This is a genomic window from uncultured Thiothrix sp., from assembly GCF_937876535.1.
Lineage (GTDB): Bacteria > Pseudomonadota > Gammaproteobacteria > Thiotrichales > Thiotrichaceae > Thiolinea.
In genome coordinates, this window is sequence record NZ_CALFHZ010000006.1 from 29,680 (window position 1) to 46,705 (window position 17,026).

17 protein-coding genes are annotated in these 17,026 nt (G+C 41.8%); 8 read left to right on the plus strand and 9 right to left on the minus strand.

What is annotated here, in order from left to right; translation table 11 throughout:
* Position 1: 1 nt before the first annotated feature.
* From Q0230_RS02530 to Q0230_RS19665, 7 genes are all read right to left on the minus strand, one after another.
* Complete coding sequence (locus Q0230_RS02530; protein WP_298607844.1) at positions 2 to 1,873, minus strand: hypothetical protein; 1,872 nt, start codon at positions 1,871 to 1,873, stop codon at positions 2 to 4.
* Between the two features lie 15 nt (positions 1,874 to 1,888).
* The gene (gene tfpZ / locus Q0230_RS02535) at positions 1,889 to 2,638 is read right to left on the minus strand and encodes a TfpX/TfpZ family type IV pilin accessory protein (protein WP_298607846.1); all 750 of its coding nucleotides are present in this window, start codon (positions 2,636 to 2,638) and stop codon (positions 1,889 to 1,891) included.
* A 36-nt stretch (positions 2,639 to 2,674) separates the two neighbouring features.
* The gene (locus Q0230_RS02540; protein ID WP_298607847.1) at positions 2,675 to 3,136 is read right to left on the minus strand and encodes a prepilin-type N-terminal cleavage/methylation domain-containing protein; all 462 of its coding nucleotides are present in this window, start codon (positions 3,134 to 3,136) and stop codon (positions 2,675 to 2,677) included.
* 68 nt (positions 3,137 to 3,204) lie between these two features.
* On the minus strand, positions 3,205 to 3,756 hold the full coding sequence (locus Q0230_RS02545) for a pilin (RefSeq protein ID WP_298608211.1): 552 nt from the start codon (positions 3,754 to 3,756) through the stop codon (positions 3,205 to 3,207).
* 339 nt (positions 3,757 to 4,095) lie between these two features.
* The gene (locus Q0230_RS02550; protein ID WP_298607848.1) at positions 4,096 to 5,553 is read right to left on the minus strand and encodes a sigma-54 dependent transcriptional regulator; all 1,458 of its coding nucleotides are present in this window, start codon (positions 5,551 to 5,553) and stop codon (positions 4,096 to 4,098) included.
* A 28-nt stretch (positions 5,554 to 5,581) separates the two neighbouring features.
* On the minus strand, positions 5,582 to 7,240 hold the full coding sequence (locus tag Q0230_RS02555; protein WP_298607849.1) for a nitrogen regulation protein NR(II): 1,659 nt from the start codon (positions 7,238 to 7,240) through the stop codon (positions 5,582 to 5,584).
* Positions 7,174 to 7,446: a PP0621 family protein gene (locus tag Q0230_RS19665; RefSeq protein WP_367274123.1), complete on the minus strand. Its 273-nt coding sequence runs from the start codon at positions 7,444 to 7,446 to the stop codon at positions 7,174 to 7,176. The genes Q0230_RS02555 and Q0230_RS19665 overlap by 67 nt, the downstream gene beginning before the upstream one ends.
* 61 nt (positions 7,447 to 7,507) lie before the next feature.
* Here Q0230_RS19665 and Q0230_RS02560 point away from each other — a divergent pair, with 61 nt between their 5' ends.
* From Q0230_RS02560 to Q0230_RS02570, 3 genes are read left to right on the plus strand one after another with little or no spacing between them, the layout of a single operon-like run.
* The gene (locus tag Q0230_RS02560; RefSeq protein ID WP_298607850.1) at positions 7,508 to 9,148 is read left to right on the plus strand and encodes an NAD+ synthase; all 1,641 of its coding nucleotides are present in this window, start codon (positions 7,508 to 7,510) and stop codon (positions 9,146 to 9,148) included.
* 17 nt (positions 9,149 to 9,165) lie between these two features.
* Positions 9,166 to 9,504, plus strand: coding sequence for a P-II family nitrogen regulator (locus tag Q0230_RS02565; RefSeq protein ID WP_298607852.1), 339 nt, complete (start codon positions 9,166 to 9,168; stop codon positions 9,502 to 9,504).
* Positions 9,501 to 11,111, plus strand: a complete 1,611-nt coding sequence (locus Q0230_RS02570; protein ID WP_298607853.1) for a GNAT family N-acetyltransferase — start codon at positions 9,501 to 9,503, stop codon at positions 11,109 to 11,111. The genes Q0230_RS02565 and Q0230_RS02570 overlap by 4 nt, the downstream gene beginning before the upstream one ends.
* On the opposite strand, the gene Q0230_RS02575 is transcribed toward Q0230_RS02570, so the two are convergent.
* Together Q0230_RS02575 and Q0230_RS02580 are read right to left on the minus strand one after the other, a co-directional pair.
* Positions 11,067 to 11,894, minus strand: a complete 828-nt coding sequence (locus tag Q0230_RS02575) for an undecaprenyl-diphosphate phosphatase (RefSeq protein WP_298607854.1) — start codon at positions 11,892 to 11,894, stop codon at positions 11,067 to 11,069. The genes Q0230_RS02570 and Q0230_RS02575 overlap by 45 nt on opposite strands.
* A gap of 43 nt (positions 11,895 to 11,937) precedes the next feature.
* Positions 11,938 to 13,104 (minus strand): SAM-dependent methyltransferase, encoded by a 1,167-nt coding sequence (locus tag Q0230_RS02580; RefSeq protein WP_298607855.1) that lies wholly within the window; start codon positions 13,102 to 13,104, stop codon positions 11,938 to 11,940.
* Between the two features lie 52 nt (positions 13,105 to 13,156).
* On the opposite strand from Q0230_RS02580, the gene Q0230_RS02585 reads away from it, so the two are divergent.
* The 5 genes from Q0230_RS02585 (at position 13,157) to Q0230_RS02605 (ending at position 17,026) form a co-directional block, all read left to right on the plus strand.
* Positions 13,157 to 13,909 carry a pteridine reductase gene (locus tag Q0230_RS02585; RefSeq protein WP_298607856.1) on the plus strand — a complete coding sequence of 251 codons (753 nt, stop codon included), beginning with the start codon at positions 13,157 to 13,159 and terminating at the stop codon, positions 13,907 to 13,909.
* Positions 13,910 to 14,118: 209 nt separating this feature from the next.
* The gene (locus Q0230_RS02590; protein ID WP_298607858.1) at positions 14,119 to 14,442 is read left to right on the plus strand and encodes a hypothetical protein; all 324 of its coding nucleotides are present in this window, start codon (positions 14,119 to 14,121) and stop codon (positions 14,440 to 14,442) included.
* On the plus strand, positions 14,443 to 15,231 hold the full coding sequence (locus Q0230_RS02595) for an ABC transporter permease (RefSeq protein ID WP_298607860.1): 789 nt from the start codon (positions 14,443 to 14,445) through the stop codon (positions 15,229 to 15,231).
* Positions 15,228 to 15,890 carry an ABC transporter ATP-binding protein gene (locus Q0230_RS02600; protein WP_298607862.1) on the plus strand — a complete coding sequence of 221 codons (663 nt, stop codon included), beginning with the start codon at positions 15,228 to 15,230 and terminating at the stop codon, positions 15,888 to 15,890. Before Q0230_RS02595 ends, Q0230_RS02600 begins: the two co-directional genes overlap by 4 nt.
* Positions 15,887 to 17,026, plus strand: coding sequence for a hypothetical protein (locus tag Q0230_RS02605; protein WP_298607863.1), 1,140 nt, complete (start codon positions 15,887 to 15,889; stop codon positions 17,024 to 17,026). Before Q0230_RS02600 ends, Q0230_RS02605 begins: the two co-directional genes overlap by 4 nt.

Genomic DNA, 17,026 nt, shown 5'->3' on the forward strand with positions numbered 1-17,026 from the left:
TTTATTCTTTTAAGGAGTTGTTACAAGCGTATAGGCCAAATTTTGTCTTCCTTACTGGATCTTCAAAGGGAATTATATTTAAATTATTATTGAATTTTTCAGCTATAACAAAATTTAGCACTCCATCATTACAAAGGTAATCAAGGTCTTTTTTTGTTATTTCTTTAGGAGCAGTGTTTTTAGGATATGTTAAATAATCTGACCAGCTTTGTTGTGAGTCTATTGGACTAATACTTTTGACGCGTTCAGCTCGTCTTATTATCTCCAAAGTAGTAGCACGACTAAAAACAGTTCCAGCGGCTTGTTCAAATGAAACATAATTTGCTCTTTTAAGCCAGAACCAAGCCTTTCTCGGAGAGTTTATCCAGTAAACAGTATTGCTCTCAGGAATTAAATTCCTAATTTTGCTAATGGCTGCTTGTCTAACTGATGAGTCATAGTAAGTTTCAGCAGATTCTTGAAAGTCCATCATCTTCTGATGATGCCAACTAAAAAGAGCAAATGTAGAAAATAAAATGAAAAATATAGAAGAAGCGAGCTTAGTAATAAAGGAATCACGATTAATTAAATAAAAATAAAAAAATAATAGGACTACTATAGTTAATGGATTGCTCAGTATGCTTGTATAAATAGATTTCTCATTAATATAGTTATGCTCGCCTAGATCAATCAGTGTATTAAAAATTTGAAAAATTAATGGAAATATAGAAACTACTAGCATAACTATTGCTATTAATTTAGATGGCTTCTCTTGGTATAGAAAAGTATTTAAAATAAAATATAATAATACAAGTGCACTAGCATAAATGCCTTTTAAATTTTCATCGACAAATAAAAGTGAAAAAAATATTAATGATAAAAATAAAATGTAATTTTTTTCCTGTAAATTTTCCCATATGAGAGTGATTATTAATAATAGGCTTAAGATTAGACTAACCCATAAAGATCTATGTAATTGCAAGCTTATAATCAAAGGTAATTTGAATAAGGCTGTGCCTATATAGGAGATCGTAAAAAAGACCATCAGCATTAACAACAAGGCTAGTGAAAGTTTTTTTAAGTTTTTATTTATAATGAATTTATATCCATAGAGAGCAATGCTCATTGAAAACAGCAGTTGAGAAAATCCACGCCACTCCCAAGTTTCTAAAAAGACAAATGGACTACGCACTATATTATATTCAAACCATATTTTATCCATTACTTGAGTTAGGCCAGTAAATGGTTCAATTTCTATTTTTCCAAGACCTATAGCAGACATGAGGCCAACTAGGCTAAGTGTTAATAAAAATCTTATATTTAAGATTAAGCCTAATCCAATAAACAATGAAGGAAGTGTAATTAATGGGTGATTGGCAAGAGCTAATAAGTAAAATACAGCACCTAAAAAATACTTTGATCTTAACAGGAATCCTAAAGCAGCTAAGCTAAAAATTTCTGCATAAAGACGAGCAGTGAGATAAGGCTCTGCATAGGAAATAACTTTATGTGATCCATAATAACCATCAAGAGTTAGAGCTAAACCTACTACAATAGTTGCAGGAAGTAGTGGTAAATGACTTTTAGATAGAAAAAGCAAACAAACGGTCCAGCTAAATAATCCAACAAACTCTAGTAGCGCAGTGGCCGTACCTGCATTTGTTAGTTGAATAAGAAAGGCGTAAAGATTACTAAATAAAGTGTATTGATCTTGCGAACCATATTTAAAGAAGATATCATGATTAAAAATTGATGGATAATTGATATTTAAACTTTGTAAAAAATAAAGAATACCATCATTCTTTATGCCAATAAACGGATGACTTATTAATGCTGTGCTAAACAGTAAACCGATAATTAAAAGTTGATTTTTGTTATTTTTTAAGTAATTCATGCTATAAACTTACAATTAAGATGATGTAAATGGGTTAATATGCAAAATATCAATTGGATTTTTTGTTTTTAGGCTCCAAGCCCATAATACATCTTCTTGCCTGCCCACTAAAGGAATGAAGGCATAGTCCTTTACTGTACCGCCATGTTTATTAAGAAAATTATTTATCTTTATTTTATACTCCTCTTTTTCTAAAAGTTTATTCAAATTAAAGCTATTTTTAAAAATTTCATCGGTATTTTTAATGATTGGTTCATAGTATTCAGGCCGAGCATCTAGATCTGCCCCTCCAGATAGCGCTTCTATAGTAACTTTAGATAATTCAGCCGGATCACTAGGTTTTTTTACATAAACTATGGTAGGTTGAGAAAGTTTCGATTTTTTAAATTCATCATAACGAGCCATTGCAGGTGAAACTTCAGAGGTATCAATAGGAGTAAAGCGATCTACTGCATAAGCAATATATAAAGGATGAGCTTGATAGATAATATAGATACCATAAGATAATGCTAAAACCTGGACGACTGCTATAGCAAATAAGTCAAATTTAAGAGAAGATTTACCTTTTTTGAACACAATGAAGGTTAATAAGGGTCCAAGTACTACATCAATTAATATTAACATTAAAATAATATTAAATAAGCCCGATATTATAAGGAATGGAGAGGGATACCAAAAGAAAATAATAGCAGTTAGTATCAAGCCTACTACAAAAATGCTAATGCCTAAATGAAAGGCAGAGGCTTTTAATTTTTGTTTGAACATATCTCGATCCTAGTTATATTTATTATTTTAAATCTTTTATAGGTGACTACGACAAGAGGATGGTCTATAAAAATCAGCTAAGGTTCCTTGACTGCAATCCATCTCCATACGTATTTTATCAGTGGACAGTAGAAAAATAATACTTTTGCCATCAGCACCTGAGCCTAGGCCTTTAAAAGTTACTTCTAAGTTGGAGTTATCAGCGTCAATTTTAGTATAAATAGCTGTCGCAACATGATCAGAAGTCAGCATCATATCAGTGACCATCTGTGCTGTTGTAGTGCCCTCATCTGGCATATAAGCATTCGTCGAGTATTCTTCCCAGAGATAAGTTTTAGCACTATCTGAAAAGCGTAAAATTTCAACTAGCTTAGCGCGTATGGTAAAAAATTGATAAGAAGGGATGGCAATAGCAGCAAGAATACCAATAATAGAAACAACAATCATTAATTCAATCAGTGTAAAGCCTTGTTGCAATTTATTCTTATTCTTCTGCATGGCTTAAACCTTATTAAGCAGAAAGAGCGCTTCAGCGCTCTTTCTTGTTTAACTACTAACTAGAACTATTAACGGCAAGCAGCTGGAGCATATTTAGCTTGCAAATTACCTGCAGTAGGAGCTGCCATACCACCTGCAGTAGCAGAAACAAATGTTGCAGAGGCACAAGCCCAGTCTACAGAACCAGTTGTACCAGCAGTTTGTGCAGCTTTGAGAGTCACTGATGTGCCAGCAGCAGCAGTACGAACATAAGGAGATAAAACAATGGTGTTCTGAGCAGCAGCTAAGCCAACAGAGGTTGCATTATAAGTAATTGTAATAATGCCTGTGTCACCCGCTGGGTCCATAAGAACACTATTAACAAATTTGCTGTTTGCGCCAGTATTGCTGTTTTGAGCATTCCAAGTTGTAGTGACGCGACCTAAATCAGCAGAAGATGCAGAGCCTTCAGTAGCAATTGCCAATTTAGCTGGTTCAGCTAAACCCAAACCTTCAGTTACTTTTGCACGAATGGTGTAATCTTGATAAGCAGGCAGAGCAATCGCAGCTAAGATACCGATGATCGCAACAACGATCATTAATTCGATTAAGGTGAAACCTGCTTGTACTTTTTTCTTCATAGACATTTTTATAGTTCCTTATTGTTGGTTTTAAGTTGGTTCTTATTGAGAATCTTTATTTGCCTTAGGCATCAACAGTATTGCAGACATTGTGCCAACTCAATATTTATGCATAAGATATTGTTTTTATTTGATTTTTTATATTTTTCTAATCTGCAATAACTGACAGCTGACGGCATTTTGTGTCAAAACCTGACAATTTAATTAAGCTTGTCAATTTTATTGTTAATAAATTCGTTATTTTGTCAGGCTTGCTAATTTTCACAGCATTAATTATCAGTATTTAGGCAGGTGATGGGTAAAATTGCCTAGTTTAGGCTGGTAGCTATCATGAGCCGATTAGTGGGTGTCTAATTCATATTTTTGGATGCGATAACGTAGTTGACGGAAGCTCATGCCTAAGAGTTCTGCTGCTTTAGTCCGATTCCAGCGTGTTTGATCTAAGGCCTCTATAATCATATTGCGCTCAGCATCTTCATCGGTATTTGGTGTCCATAACTGCTCTGAACTAACACTGTTAGTACTAGGTGTTGCAGTATGGGAGGCGTAAGGATTGACTAAGTCAGGTGGAACTGACAATAAGACCGAGCGTGCTGCTGGTTGTTGGTGAACAGTGCTACTTGATAGGTTAGTTACTTGTGGCAGTTGCAAGTCATCCGCTTGAATCGTGTTTTCTTCGCACAGCGTACTCGCCCGTTCGAGGATATTTTCTAGTTCACGAACATTACCCGGAAATGAATAGTTTAGGAGCATTTGCCGTGCTTGGAGGGATAGTTTAATCGCAGGCATCTGCCAACGTTCAGCAATTTTTTTCAAGAAAAAGTCCGCCAATAATTCAATATCATCTTGGCGTTCACGCAAAGGTGGTACCTTTAATTTAATAACATTCAGGCGGTAATATAAATCTTGGCGGAAATTGCCAGCAGCCACCTCATGTTCGAGACTTTTGTGGGTAGCACTTAAGATGCGCACATCTACGGAAATCTCTTCTAAACCACCCACTGGTTTCACCGCTCGTTCTTGAATGGCACGCAGTAGTTTGACTTGCATGGTGAGGGGCAGGTCAGCCACCTCATCTAAAAACAAAGTACCTTTGTGGGCTGCTTGAAATAAGCCTTGTTTGTCACTCACAGCACCGGTAAAACTGCCTTTTTTATGACCGAAAAACTCACTCTCCATCAAGTTTTCTGGAATTGCGCCACAGTTGACGGGAATAAACGGGGCTTTTTGGCGTGGGCTTTGTAAATGAATTTCGTGAGCAACTAATTCTTTACCGCTACCCGATTCACCATGAATATAAACAGGTGCTTGGCTGCGCGCGAGTTTGCCAATAGTACTTTTTAAAGTTTGCATGGCAGGTGAAGAGCCTAAGATACGACCTTGGCTGTCAGTTTCTTCGGCGGCTTTTGGACGTTGAGTCTTTTCCCCACTGGTTAGTTTGAGGGCGGTTTGAATTAAATCACGTAATTTGGGTAAATCGACCGGCTTAGAAACGAAATCATAAGCACCTGCTTTTAAAGCCTCAACCGCGGCATCCATGCTGCCATAAGCGGTAATTACGGCAACGGGAATCTGCGGATATTCCTTTTGCAAGAAGCGCACAATATCAATCCCACTGCCATCGGGTAGGCGCATATCAGTTAGGCAGAGATTCGGTTCATGTGCTTGGATTTGCGCGAGTGCTTCTTCGACATTGCCAGCCGTGAGCGTGTCTAAGCCCATACGTAACAGCGTGATTTCTAAGAGTTCGCGAATGTCGGGTTCATCGTCGATGATAAGTACACGTTGTTCAGTCATGATTATCCGAGCTTCTTGTTATTGTTGATTAATGTGTTGAGCGCGAAAAGGCAATTCGAAAACAGCTGCCACCTGTGGGTAGTGAGATGTATTCCAAGGCAGAGCCATTGCTTAAACAGAGCTCTCTAGCCATAAATAAACCTAAACCGGTACCTTGTGTGCTGGTGGTAAAAAAAGGTTCAAATAAGCGTTGGCGCAAATCCTCTGGGATACCTCGTCCATTGTCAATAATGTTTAAAAGTACATCACGACTGTGTGCAGGTGTGCCGCCTTGAATATCGAGTTGCAATTTCTGTGGATTATCATGCGCATACTTAAAGGCATTACGGCATAAGTTCCACATAATTTGATGTAAATGCGCGGGATCAAATTCAATCATTAAATCAGCAGGTTCAATAAATAAAGTCACCTGCTTTTCTTTCAAATTATGTTGCAATATGAAGTCACGTAAAAAGCTATGTAACCAGCCTTTTAGAGGTAAACGCTCACGCTTTGGCTCTTTCTTACGGGAAAGATTGAGTACGCTTTCAATCGTTAAGTTCATGCGCTTAGCATTGGCTTGAATAATTTGTAACAGGCGAGTGTCGGCTTTATCTAAGTTTTGCGATTCGCTCATCAGTTGCGCTGCATGACTGATTGCGCCTAAAGGATTACGAATTTCATGCGCAATACTGGCTGTGAGTTGGCCTAAAGAAGCGAGTTTTACACCTTGAACTTTTTCGCGCTGTTCGCTGGTATCTTCAAGATTAATTAAGGTATTACGGCGTGATTGTGTGCCAAGCTGAGTAAAACGCACTCTTAATTCAGTGGCTTGTTGATGCTTGAGGTCATAGCTAGCCGTGCGCGGGCTAACTTCATTAATCCATTGTTGATAGTGTTTATCTAGCTCGGGGGCAAAGACTGCTAGTGGTTTGCTACGCCAATTGCCCGGATTGCCTAATAAATGCCAAGCGGCTGCATTCATATGGCGAATTGCACCAGAAGTTTCGACGACCACAATACCTGATTCTAAGCGATCTAAAATGGATTGATTGAGTTGCGAGAGATTAGCTAAATCAATTCCACGACGATTCGCGAGCTTTGCCATTTCATCTGCTTTGCGGATCCAACGATCACCGAGCCAACTCGCTAGCATAATGAAGGCTGTCAAAATACCGCTATGCGTTAGGCTAGTGGTATTGCTTTGCCCTTCACTGAGTCCTAGCCAAACCTCTAAGCTGATTAAACAAATACCGGTCAGGGCAGCAATGGCTATTGAAACTTGACCGGGCGCGCAAATGTACGGAATGAGTACCGGAACAACGAGCAAAATCCCAATCCCAACACTAACACCGCCACTCGTATAGAGGATTATAAATAAAACAATAATATCGATGATTGAGTAGCCTACTCCTTGGATCATCAGGTCAGGCCACTGAAAATAAGAAGATAGATTGCTAATAATCGCAATCAGTAGGTAAGTCGCGGTAATCCAGCCAAATAGCTCTTTATTCTGCACGCCTAATTGCACAAATTTGGATTGCCCCACCATGGCTAGCAAGAACGCACCTGCTAGTGCTAAGCGGTAAACGTGATAGAGCCTTAAAAGATTCCAAGGATCTTCATGCAGGAAAAAAGGTGCTACCGTTTGTCCTTGGGTGTTGATTGGTGCGTGACTTGCGCTTGCTGCGCGTGATCCAGACTGCAAAAGAACTTACCCCCATGCTGGACGGCTTCGCTCTGGGGAACATGCAGGCCACATTGTTGGCAACTCACAATAGGCTGTTGGTTTTTTATTTGTCCCGAACTTGGCGCGTCGCGGCGCTGATTATCTAATTGTTTTCTACGCTGCCATGATTTTAACAGGAGATAACCAACTACTAGCAGAACAAGAATAAAAATTATGCGGGACATGCTGACTTCCAAGGTTTTCAGGTATAGTTTCTAGATCACTATTTTACTGTTCTAGACTACCGTGCAAAAGAATAATCGAAGCTTAAGCGTGGCGCTCGCGCAACTGAACCTGTGTGTGGGCGATATCGCTGGAAATACCCAGTTAGTTATCAAGGCTATTGAGGAGGCGAAGGCAAAACATGCCGATGTGATTGTGTTTCCTGAGCTAACTTTAGCCTCTTATCCACCGGAGGATTTAGTCTACCGTGAAGATTTTTTACAGCAGTGCGAACAAGCCATTGAGTTAGTCAAACCGCATACAGTAGGGATTACTGCTTTAGTCGGGATGCCAATGCTGCGGGATTACCTGATTCATAACTCCTGTTATGTGTTACAAGATGGCGAAATTATTGGCGAATATCATAAGCAAGATTTGCCTAATTATCGCGTCTTCGATGAGAAGCGTTGGTTTGAGCCAGGCGCGGGCAGCTTACTTATTGATATTAAAGGTGTACGAGCCGGTATCTTAATTTGTGAAGATATTTGGCACGATCAGCCGATGGATTCGGTGATGGCTCTGGGTGCTGAAATCATCTTAGTTTTGAATGCTTCCCCATACAGCCATGATAAACCCGAAAAGCGTGAACAAGTGGTGCTCCGCCAAGTTTTGAAACATCAAGTGCCGATGGCTTATGTGAATTTGGTAGGTGGGCAGGATGAATTAGTCTTTGATGGCGATTCGATGCTGTTTAGCCGCGAGGGTGTGCGGACTTTAAGAGCGCCACTGTTTGAAGCTGGTGTATTTGTAGGCGACTTGCCGATTGATAATACGCAAGCACCGGCCGCTGCCACTTATCAGCATGAAGCTTTAGAAGCGCATGTCTACAAAGCTTTAGTGACGGGCGTGCGCGATTATGTGTGTAAAAATGGCTTCAAGGGGGTACTACTGGGTTTATCCGGTGGAATTGATTCTTCCTTGACCTTAGCCATTGCAGCGGATGCTTTGGGGGCAGAAAATGTCGAAGCGATTATGATGCCTTTTCGCTATACCGCCGCGATGAGTGTGGAGGATGCGGCTGAACAAGCAAAGATCATGGGCGTGAAATATCGCCAAATCCCGATTGAACCCATCTATGAAAGTTTTGTGCAATCGCTCGCCCCTGAATTTGTCGGTTTCAAAGCGGATGTGACGGAAGAGAATCTACAAGCGCGGATTCGCGGCATGTTACTGATGTCCATGTCGAATAAATTTGGCAAATTACTGCTCACGACCAGTAATAAGAGTGAAAGCGCAGTCGGCTACGCCACTTTATATGGTGATATGGCCGGTGCATTTGGACCGTTGAAGGATGTGTATAAAACATTGGTCTACCGTTTAGCAGCTTACCGCAATACTTTAGGTGGAGTGATTCCTGAGCGGGTTATCACGCGCCCTCCTTCAGCAGAGTTAGCGCCGGGGCAGGTGGATCAAGATTCTTTGCCACCTTATGAGATTCTGGATGGCATCCTAGAACGTTTTATCGAGCAAGATGAAATGCTCGAAAATATTGTTGATGCAGGATTTGAGCTGGCGACCGTGCGCCGCGTGGTAAATCTGGTACTATTAAATGAATACAAGCGCCGTCAAGCAGCGCCCGGTGTAAGGATTACGCGGCGTGGGTTTGGCAAAGATTGGCGTTATCCGATGACGTCAGCGTGGCGTAAGCAATTACCCCTGAATTAGGACTAGGAGATTACGCAATGAAAATGGTTCAAGCCATCATTAAACCCTTCAAGTTGGATGATGTCCGCGAAGCTTTAACTGAAATTGGCGTCACTGGTATGACCGCAACTGAAGTGAAAGGTTTTGGTCGGCAAAAAGGTCATACAGAACTGTATCGTGGAGCAGAGTATGTCGTTGATTTCCTGCCAAAAATTAAGCTAGAAATTGTTATCAATGACGAAAAAGTGGAAGCGGTCATTGAAGCCGTGCTCAAAGCTGCCCAAACCGGTAAAATTGGTGATGGTAAAGTATTCGTGATGGATGTTGAACAAGCCATTCGGATTCGTACTGGTGAAGAAGGTAATGATGCTGTTTGAGTGCTGATCACCCTCGACAGTTTTTGCATCTTACTGGCTCGCAAGAAGACTGCTTGCGAGCTGCACAATCTAAGCTCATTCAGCAAATTTCCATTCTCTGGATTTCTACCGCTCCGCTAATTCCAAACGCTTTACCAGCCAAGAAAGCCCACTTGGTTTTAGGCCAAGAATTTGACGCTATTGTGTTTGATGCTTTTAGTGGCTTAGATGTGAATGCATTAGCCGCAGTCAGTGGGACTTTACGGGGTGGTGGTTTATTTATTCTGCTCAGTCCGGATATTGAGGTTTGGCCAGATTTTCCTGACCCTGCCTATCAACGTTTTTTACCTTATTCTTATACAGCAGCAAGTATTAAAGGTTTATTTGTAAAGCGTTTGTTGCGAATCTTGCATGAGCCGTTCCAGGTCACTCAATTAGCTCCAAAGATCGGCTCAAGCCAAGGGGACATCGTTGAGCAAATTACCCACGTTAGTTCGGTGTTAGTTTTAAGTGCTGATCGGGGGCGGGGCAAATCAGCCGCTTTAGGTTTAGCAGCTAGCCAATTAATTGCTCAAGGTAAACAGGTTCTAGTAACTGCACCCTCACGCGCAGCGGTTGAGTCAGTATTTAAACATGCTGAGTTAGTGCCAACTTTTTATGCGCCGGATGATTTGCTATTGAATCTACCTAAGGCTGATGTTTTGTTGGTGGATGAGGCGGCAGCAATACCCTTGCATTTTTCGCTAAAACTAGTAAAGACTTATCCGAGAGTGGTTTTCTCCACGACTTTACATGGCTATGAAGGAAGTGGGCGCGGTTTTGTTTTGCGTTTCCAGCAAGCTTTAACTGAGTTAGTTCCTGACTGGCAGAGCTTACGTTTAGAGCAACCCATGCGTTGGCCGCAACATGATCCGCTAGAAGCTTTGATGTATCGCTTGCTGCTTTTAGATATAGAGGCAGCAGAGATTGAATTTAAGCTTAGAGCACCCGTTGAATATAAGCAGCTACAACCAGTACAGCTGTTAGAAAATGAAGGCTTGCTGCAGCAAGTGTTTGGTTTATTGGTTACTGCGCATTACCAAACGCGTCCTTCAGATTTACAACAAATCTTGGATGCACCCAACCTTTCGATTCATGTTTTGGCACAAAATCAGCAAATTTTAGCGGTGGCTTTGTTATCGCGTGAAGGTGGTTTTGCTACAGAGTTGAGTGCAGCAATCTATGCGGGTAAACGCCGTCCACATGGGCATTTAGTCCCACAAACTTTAACCTTTCATGCGCAACTTCAGGATGCAGCGGAGTTAATTTGTGAGCGCATTATGCGGATTGCTGTCCACCCCAGTATTCAAGGCCAAGGTTTGGGGCAGAGGTTGGTAGGGGATTTAATGGCTTATGCCAATCGACAAAAAGCTGATTATCTAGCGGTGAGTTATGCTTTGAGTCCAAAATTATTACGTTTCTGGCAAGATGCTGGTTTCATTTTGGCGCGGGTAGGGCAGCGCAAAGATACGGCCAGTGCTAGTCGCTCTGCTGTGCAAATTCGAGCCTTAAGCACAGCAGGCGAGGTTTTAGTTAAGCAGGTTTTAATGAACTGTCCAGTTGACCCATCCAGTATAAGCGGTGATTAACACAATCACACCGAAAGCAATGCGATACCAAGCAAAGATCGTAAAATCATGGTTGCTGACATAGCGTATTAATGCACGCACCACAAATAAAGCACTCACGAAAGAGAAAATAAAGCCTACGGCCCAGGGCGCTATATCATCGACACTTAAGAGATCACGTGCTTTATACATGGAGTAAATAGAGGCAATCCCTAAGGTAGGCACTGCTAGGAAGAAGGAAAATTCAGCGGCGGCAGTACGAGATAAACCAAATAAAATCCCGCCAATAATGGTTGCACCAGAACGCGAGGTTCCCGGGATTAAAGCAACGGCTTGTGCCAAGCCAAGTTTCAAGGCATCCAATGGACGAATATCGTCTACGGTTTGAATAGTCACTTGTTTTTGCCTGCGTTCAGCCCAAAGAATAATGAATGCACCGACAATAAAGGCAATCGCTACCGGCACAGGTTTAAATAAATGTTCTTTAATTATATCGCCAAATAGCAAACCCAAAATTGCTAAAGGCAGAAACGCAATCGCTACATTAATAAATAAACGATTCGCAATCGGGTCGCGCCCTAAACCTGTAAAAGTGCGCACAAAGCGCTGCCGATATTCCCAAACAATGGCTAAGATAGCGCCTAGTTGAATAGCGATTTCAAATACATTGCGTTTGTCTGGAGTCATAAAGTTCAGCAGATCACCCGCAAGGATTAGATGCCCTGTACTAGAAACAGGTAAAAATTCGGTCGCGCCCTCCACTAATCCCATGATGGCAGCTTTGACCAATAAGAGAATATCCATATGATCCTTTGTTTAAAGTTCTTGGTTTAATGAGTTTAAAAATTTAGAGCCGGTGTTGGCGGTCGCCCAGTCTAAAGCCGAGGAGGGGAGTGGTAAACCCTTTTGTGAGTGCAATAACTTTAAAACGCTCACCCATTTCTGAAGGTAGGCTTAAAGTCCTGATTTGCTGGGCAAATTGATAATGTGCTTGCGGATGTTGATTAAGTGCAGCCATAAACAAATCCTCTAAACCACAACCAGCCAAAAAAGCAGCTTGGGTAGTATAGCCAGCTAATTGTAAGCCAGCATCAACACCCGCCTCTGCCACCGCAGTGAAATCCACACTGGCGGTTAAATCCTGCAAGCCCGGATAAATCAGTGGATGGTTATGGACGCGATGCTGATAGTGACAGAGTAGAGTACCTTGACGACGTTCCGGATGATAATAGTCAGCGCGTTCATAGCCGTAATCAATTAGTAAAATCGCTCCTGCTGCTAAGCAGTCTGCTAGGCTCTGTATCCAAGGTGCAATGGCAGGATTAAATTCTGAGGTATAGGGGAGGTCTAGTTCAGCCGGTAAAAGCGCTTGAATTGCTTCTACACCGGCAGATGCTTGCTGAGTAAAGATAAACTCATTTTGCTCTACGCTGACTTGTACCTGAATAATGCCATCTTCAGTCAGCGTAAATAGCTCTACTGGCATGGCATCAAGTACTTCATTACCTAAAATTACCCCTTGAAAAGGCTCTGTAGGCAAACTAGTTAACCATTGTACTTTGTGCAATAAATGCGGTGCGTATTGAGTTAAGGTTTCGTGCTGGCGCGCCTGCAAATCAGGGCTGAGATCTAAAATAAAGTAGTGTTCAGGTAAACAAGCTAAGCGTTCTAAATGCAATAAAATCTCTGTGGCCATTCGCCCACTGCCTGCGCCCAGCTCCAAAATAGCACTCTTTGGCAGTTCTGTAAGCAGTTGTGCACACTGGTTAGCAATACATTGCGAAAAGAGGGCAGAAATCTCTGGAGCTGTGACAAAATCACCTTCTGCGCCAATTTTGCGTAAACCGGCTACATAATAACCCAAGCCTGGTTCGTATAAGGCTGCTTGCATAAAATCATGAAAGCTGATTTGTCCACCTTGAGCTTGAATTTTCTGACAAATAATAGTTTTCAGTTGCTGACTATGAGCTAGAGCTTCCACTGACGGGGTAGGTAAAGTATCTGTAAAACGCATGACAAGGTATGATGTTGGGAAGGCCTGATGATAACCCGAATCTAATTAAGAAATGATAGAGAATTCGCTGATAGGAAAAGTTGCTTTAATTACCGGTGCTGCACGTCGCATTGGTGCTGAGTTGGCACGATGTTTACACGCTGAGGGTGCGACCGTAGCGATTCATTATCGAGAATCTGCATTTGAAGCTGAGCAACTACAACTAGAGTTAAATGCCCAACGAGCTAATTCTTGTTTGTTGTTACAAGCCGATTTATTAAAAACAAGTGATTTAGCCTTGTTAGTGGGTAGGTTAGTAGATCAAACTCAGCGTCTGGATATTTTAATCAATAATGCTTCAAGTTTTTACTCCACACCACTCGCTACTATGAATGAACAGCAGTGGGATGACTTGATGGGGACTAACCTAAAAGCTCCACTGTTTCTCAGTCAAGCCGCTAGGCCGTATTTGCAGCAGCAAAAGGGTGTCATTATTAATATGACCGATGTGCATGGGGTGCGACCGCTCGCGGCGTTCTCAGTATACTGTGCTGCAAAAGCCGGCTTAATTATGTTAACGCAGGTTTTAGCGCGCGAACTGGGGCCACAAATTCGGGTCAATGGTATAGCACCTGGGGCGATTCTTTGGCCTGAGCATCATCATAGTGGGGACGCTCAACGCACTGAGCTTTTAGCAAAAACTGCTTTAGAGCGTATGGGGTCTCCTGAGGATATTGCCAAAACAGTTTTATTTTTGGTGCGCGATGCTCCTTATATTACGGGACAAGTGATTGCTGTTGATGGTGGGCGTTTATTAAACCACTAAGCTGCCTGTGATCTGTTTCCTAAGGAATAGGTTTGCGCCCTTGAAGCGGGTATTGTATGGTGCGCGTGTGGTAAGAATGACGCACAGGTATATTAGTGCGTAAAACAAGCTATTAAACTGACTTTGGTTCGAATCCAACCATGTTAATGTATCTACGAATCCTGTGTTTTTGCATGTTATTGCCAATGCTAACTGGATGCACAGGTATTATGAAGTATATCGAGCGTTTACAAGCACAAAGTGTTGATGAATACCAACAACGCTCGGCAACTTTTCAGCCTAAATTCCAATTTCAGGCGCCAGCACGTGAAGAACTCACTGCAGAAGAAAAACGCCTGATAGGTGCACCCCCTCCACAAAAAGGCGAAGTCATCCTAGATGGAGTGCGTTATTACTCAGGTAATGGCTATATTTGCCAATATTTTACCCAAGGCCGTGGACGTAATGATCCTAGACCGAAGTCTGCTTGCTGGATCAATGGCCGTTGGGTCTTAGCTGCACCCATTGTCAATACGGAGCCGGCTAAATTCTAAATGTCTGAGATTTTCAATGCCCTAGCAGTTCAAGCGCGAGTTGTTTATGCCTTTATCCTCAGAGATATGCGCACGCGCTTTGGACGTAGCCGCCTAGGTTATTTTTGGGCAGTCTTTGAACCATTAACCGGCATTTTAGCCTTGGCTTTGATTTTTGGTCTGATTGGCCGCGGTTCACCCATTAATGTGGATATCCATTTATTCTTTTTCACCGGTATGATCCCCTGGACCTTGTTTTCACGGGGGGTCACGATGATGAGTAATGTGATTGAGGGTAGTGTCACTCTACTAACTTACCCACAAGTAAAAGTTATCGACGTAGTCATAGCACGAATTATTTTAGAGTTTTCAACAATTTTTGTCGTTTGTATTATTTATCTAACGGTTTTGTACTTCTGGGGTATTTTTGACCGGATTGAAAACTTATTGATGTCAATTACAGTGCTAATGATTTGTCTGATTTTTGGCTCGGCCTTTGGGCTAGTAGGGGCTGTGATTAAACTGTACTTAGCAGGTTACAATAGTTTTCAAAGTTTACTCTTGCGTGTGTTGTTCTTCATGTCTGGCTCGTTCTTCGTGGCTGATAGTATGCCTCAGCAAATTAGAGAGGTACTTTGGTATAACCCCGTTTTACATCTAGTTGAGTGGGCGCGCTCAGCCTTCTTCTATGGCTTTGAAAGTCATTTTTACAATCCTATGTATCCCTTAATATGGATGTTGTGTTTGGGTTTTCTTGGTTTGGCAGGGGAGCGCGTCACACGCAGTAAACTGAGGCAGTTAGGGGTATGATTGAGTTTGTCAATGTTAGTAAGCACTATAAGCTGAGCCACGGCTATCGCACTATCTTAAATGAGGTGTCCTTTAAGTTTCCTGAGCAAAAAAATATTGGGATTTTGGGTATGAATGGAGCGGGCAAATCGACCATTCTGCGCTTAATTGCCGGTTCTGAACCACCAGATTCTGGAAAGATCATTCGTACAGGGCGCTTTTCTTGGCCCCTCGGTTTTGGTGGCGGTTTTAACCAAAATTTGTCGGGTGAGGAAAACCTACGTTTTGTATGTAGGATTTACAATGCCGACTTACATCAAGTGTTAGACTATGTGCGCGAATTTTCTGAGTTAGGCGATGCTTTAACTGAGCCTATGCGCACTTATTCCAATGGGATGCGGGCGCGCTTAGCCTTTGGCTTAAGCTTAGCTATTGACTTCGATGTGTATTTAATCGATGAAGTCATGGCAGTGGGTGATCCTATTTTCAAGAAAAAGAGTAAAGCAGCATTTGAGGCTCGTCGGCAGACTGCTAATTTAATCTTGGTATCCCATGATATGCGTACCATCCGTGACTATGCTGATGTGATTATCATTTTGAAAGATCATGAGCTTAGTGTGTTTGATAATGTCGAGTCTGGTATTAAGTTTTATCAGGATCTAGCGGGAGTTAAGCGATGAGTAGGCCTAAGAAACGCACGCCGTTTCCATGGGTATTTTTATTGTTGGTAGTCGTACCCACTATCCTAGCTACAGTTTATTACTATCGTTATGCCAGCAATCAATATGTCTCCGAGGCGCATTTTATTATTCAAAGTGCTTCAGGTGCTAAGGTTGATGTTTTAGGTGCTTTAACTGGTTTGCCAGGGGCTAGTGGTGGTACCTCTGACTCTATGATTATTAGTGATTATTTGTTGTCAGCTGATTTTATTAATGATGTTAAACCTGAGCTGGATTTGCGAAGTCATTATGCTAACCCTGCTATTGATGAGTATGCGCGCTTAGATGCAAAGGCTAGTCAAGAAGATTTAGTAGAATATTGGCAAAAAATGATAGAGATTGAACATGATCTCACCTCAGGTATTAGTACCCTAAAAATTACTGCCTTCGATGCGGAAACCAGTAAGAAATTAGTAGCTTTGGCTTTAAAGCAAAGTGAAATGCTAGTGAATAAACTTTCGTCTAGTTTACGCACCGACAGCTTACAGTTAGCAGAGAAAGAAGCCTTATCCGCTCAGCAGGCAGTGAATGATTTGCGCGAACAATTGACTGCTTTTCGTAAACAGCAAGACGTGCTTGATCCTGCTTCTCAAGCGAATACACGCATTGAACGTGAGGAAACTGCGCGCTTAACTCGCTTGTCTGAGTTACAAACTCAATTGTCTCAAGCTGAGGCTGAGTTAGCGCAGATGAGTACCTTTATGCAACCAGAAGCGATGAAAGTAAAAACTTTACAGAGTAGGGTTAATTCATTACGTCAGCAAATTGCTAAAGAACAATCAGTTTCTGTTGCACAGTCAAAGGGGCAAAGGACTGAAGTGGCTAATCAATTAGCTCAATATACTGAGCTACAAAGTCGTTTAGGTTTTGCTGAGCAGCTCTATACCGCCAAGCAAGGTGCTTTAGAGCAGGCGCGCTTAGAGCTAGAGCGTAAACAACGTTATCTAACCGTCACTGTGCAGCCAAATCTGCCAGATGAAGCCATTAAGCCAGAAAAGATTCCGGGCATTTTAACGGTGCTATTGTTGAGCTTCCTATTCTGGGGTATTGGCTCTCTATCGGTAGCGGCGATCCGCGATCATGTGGGTTGGGTGTAA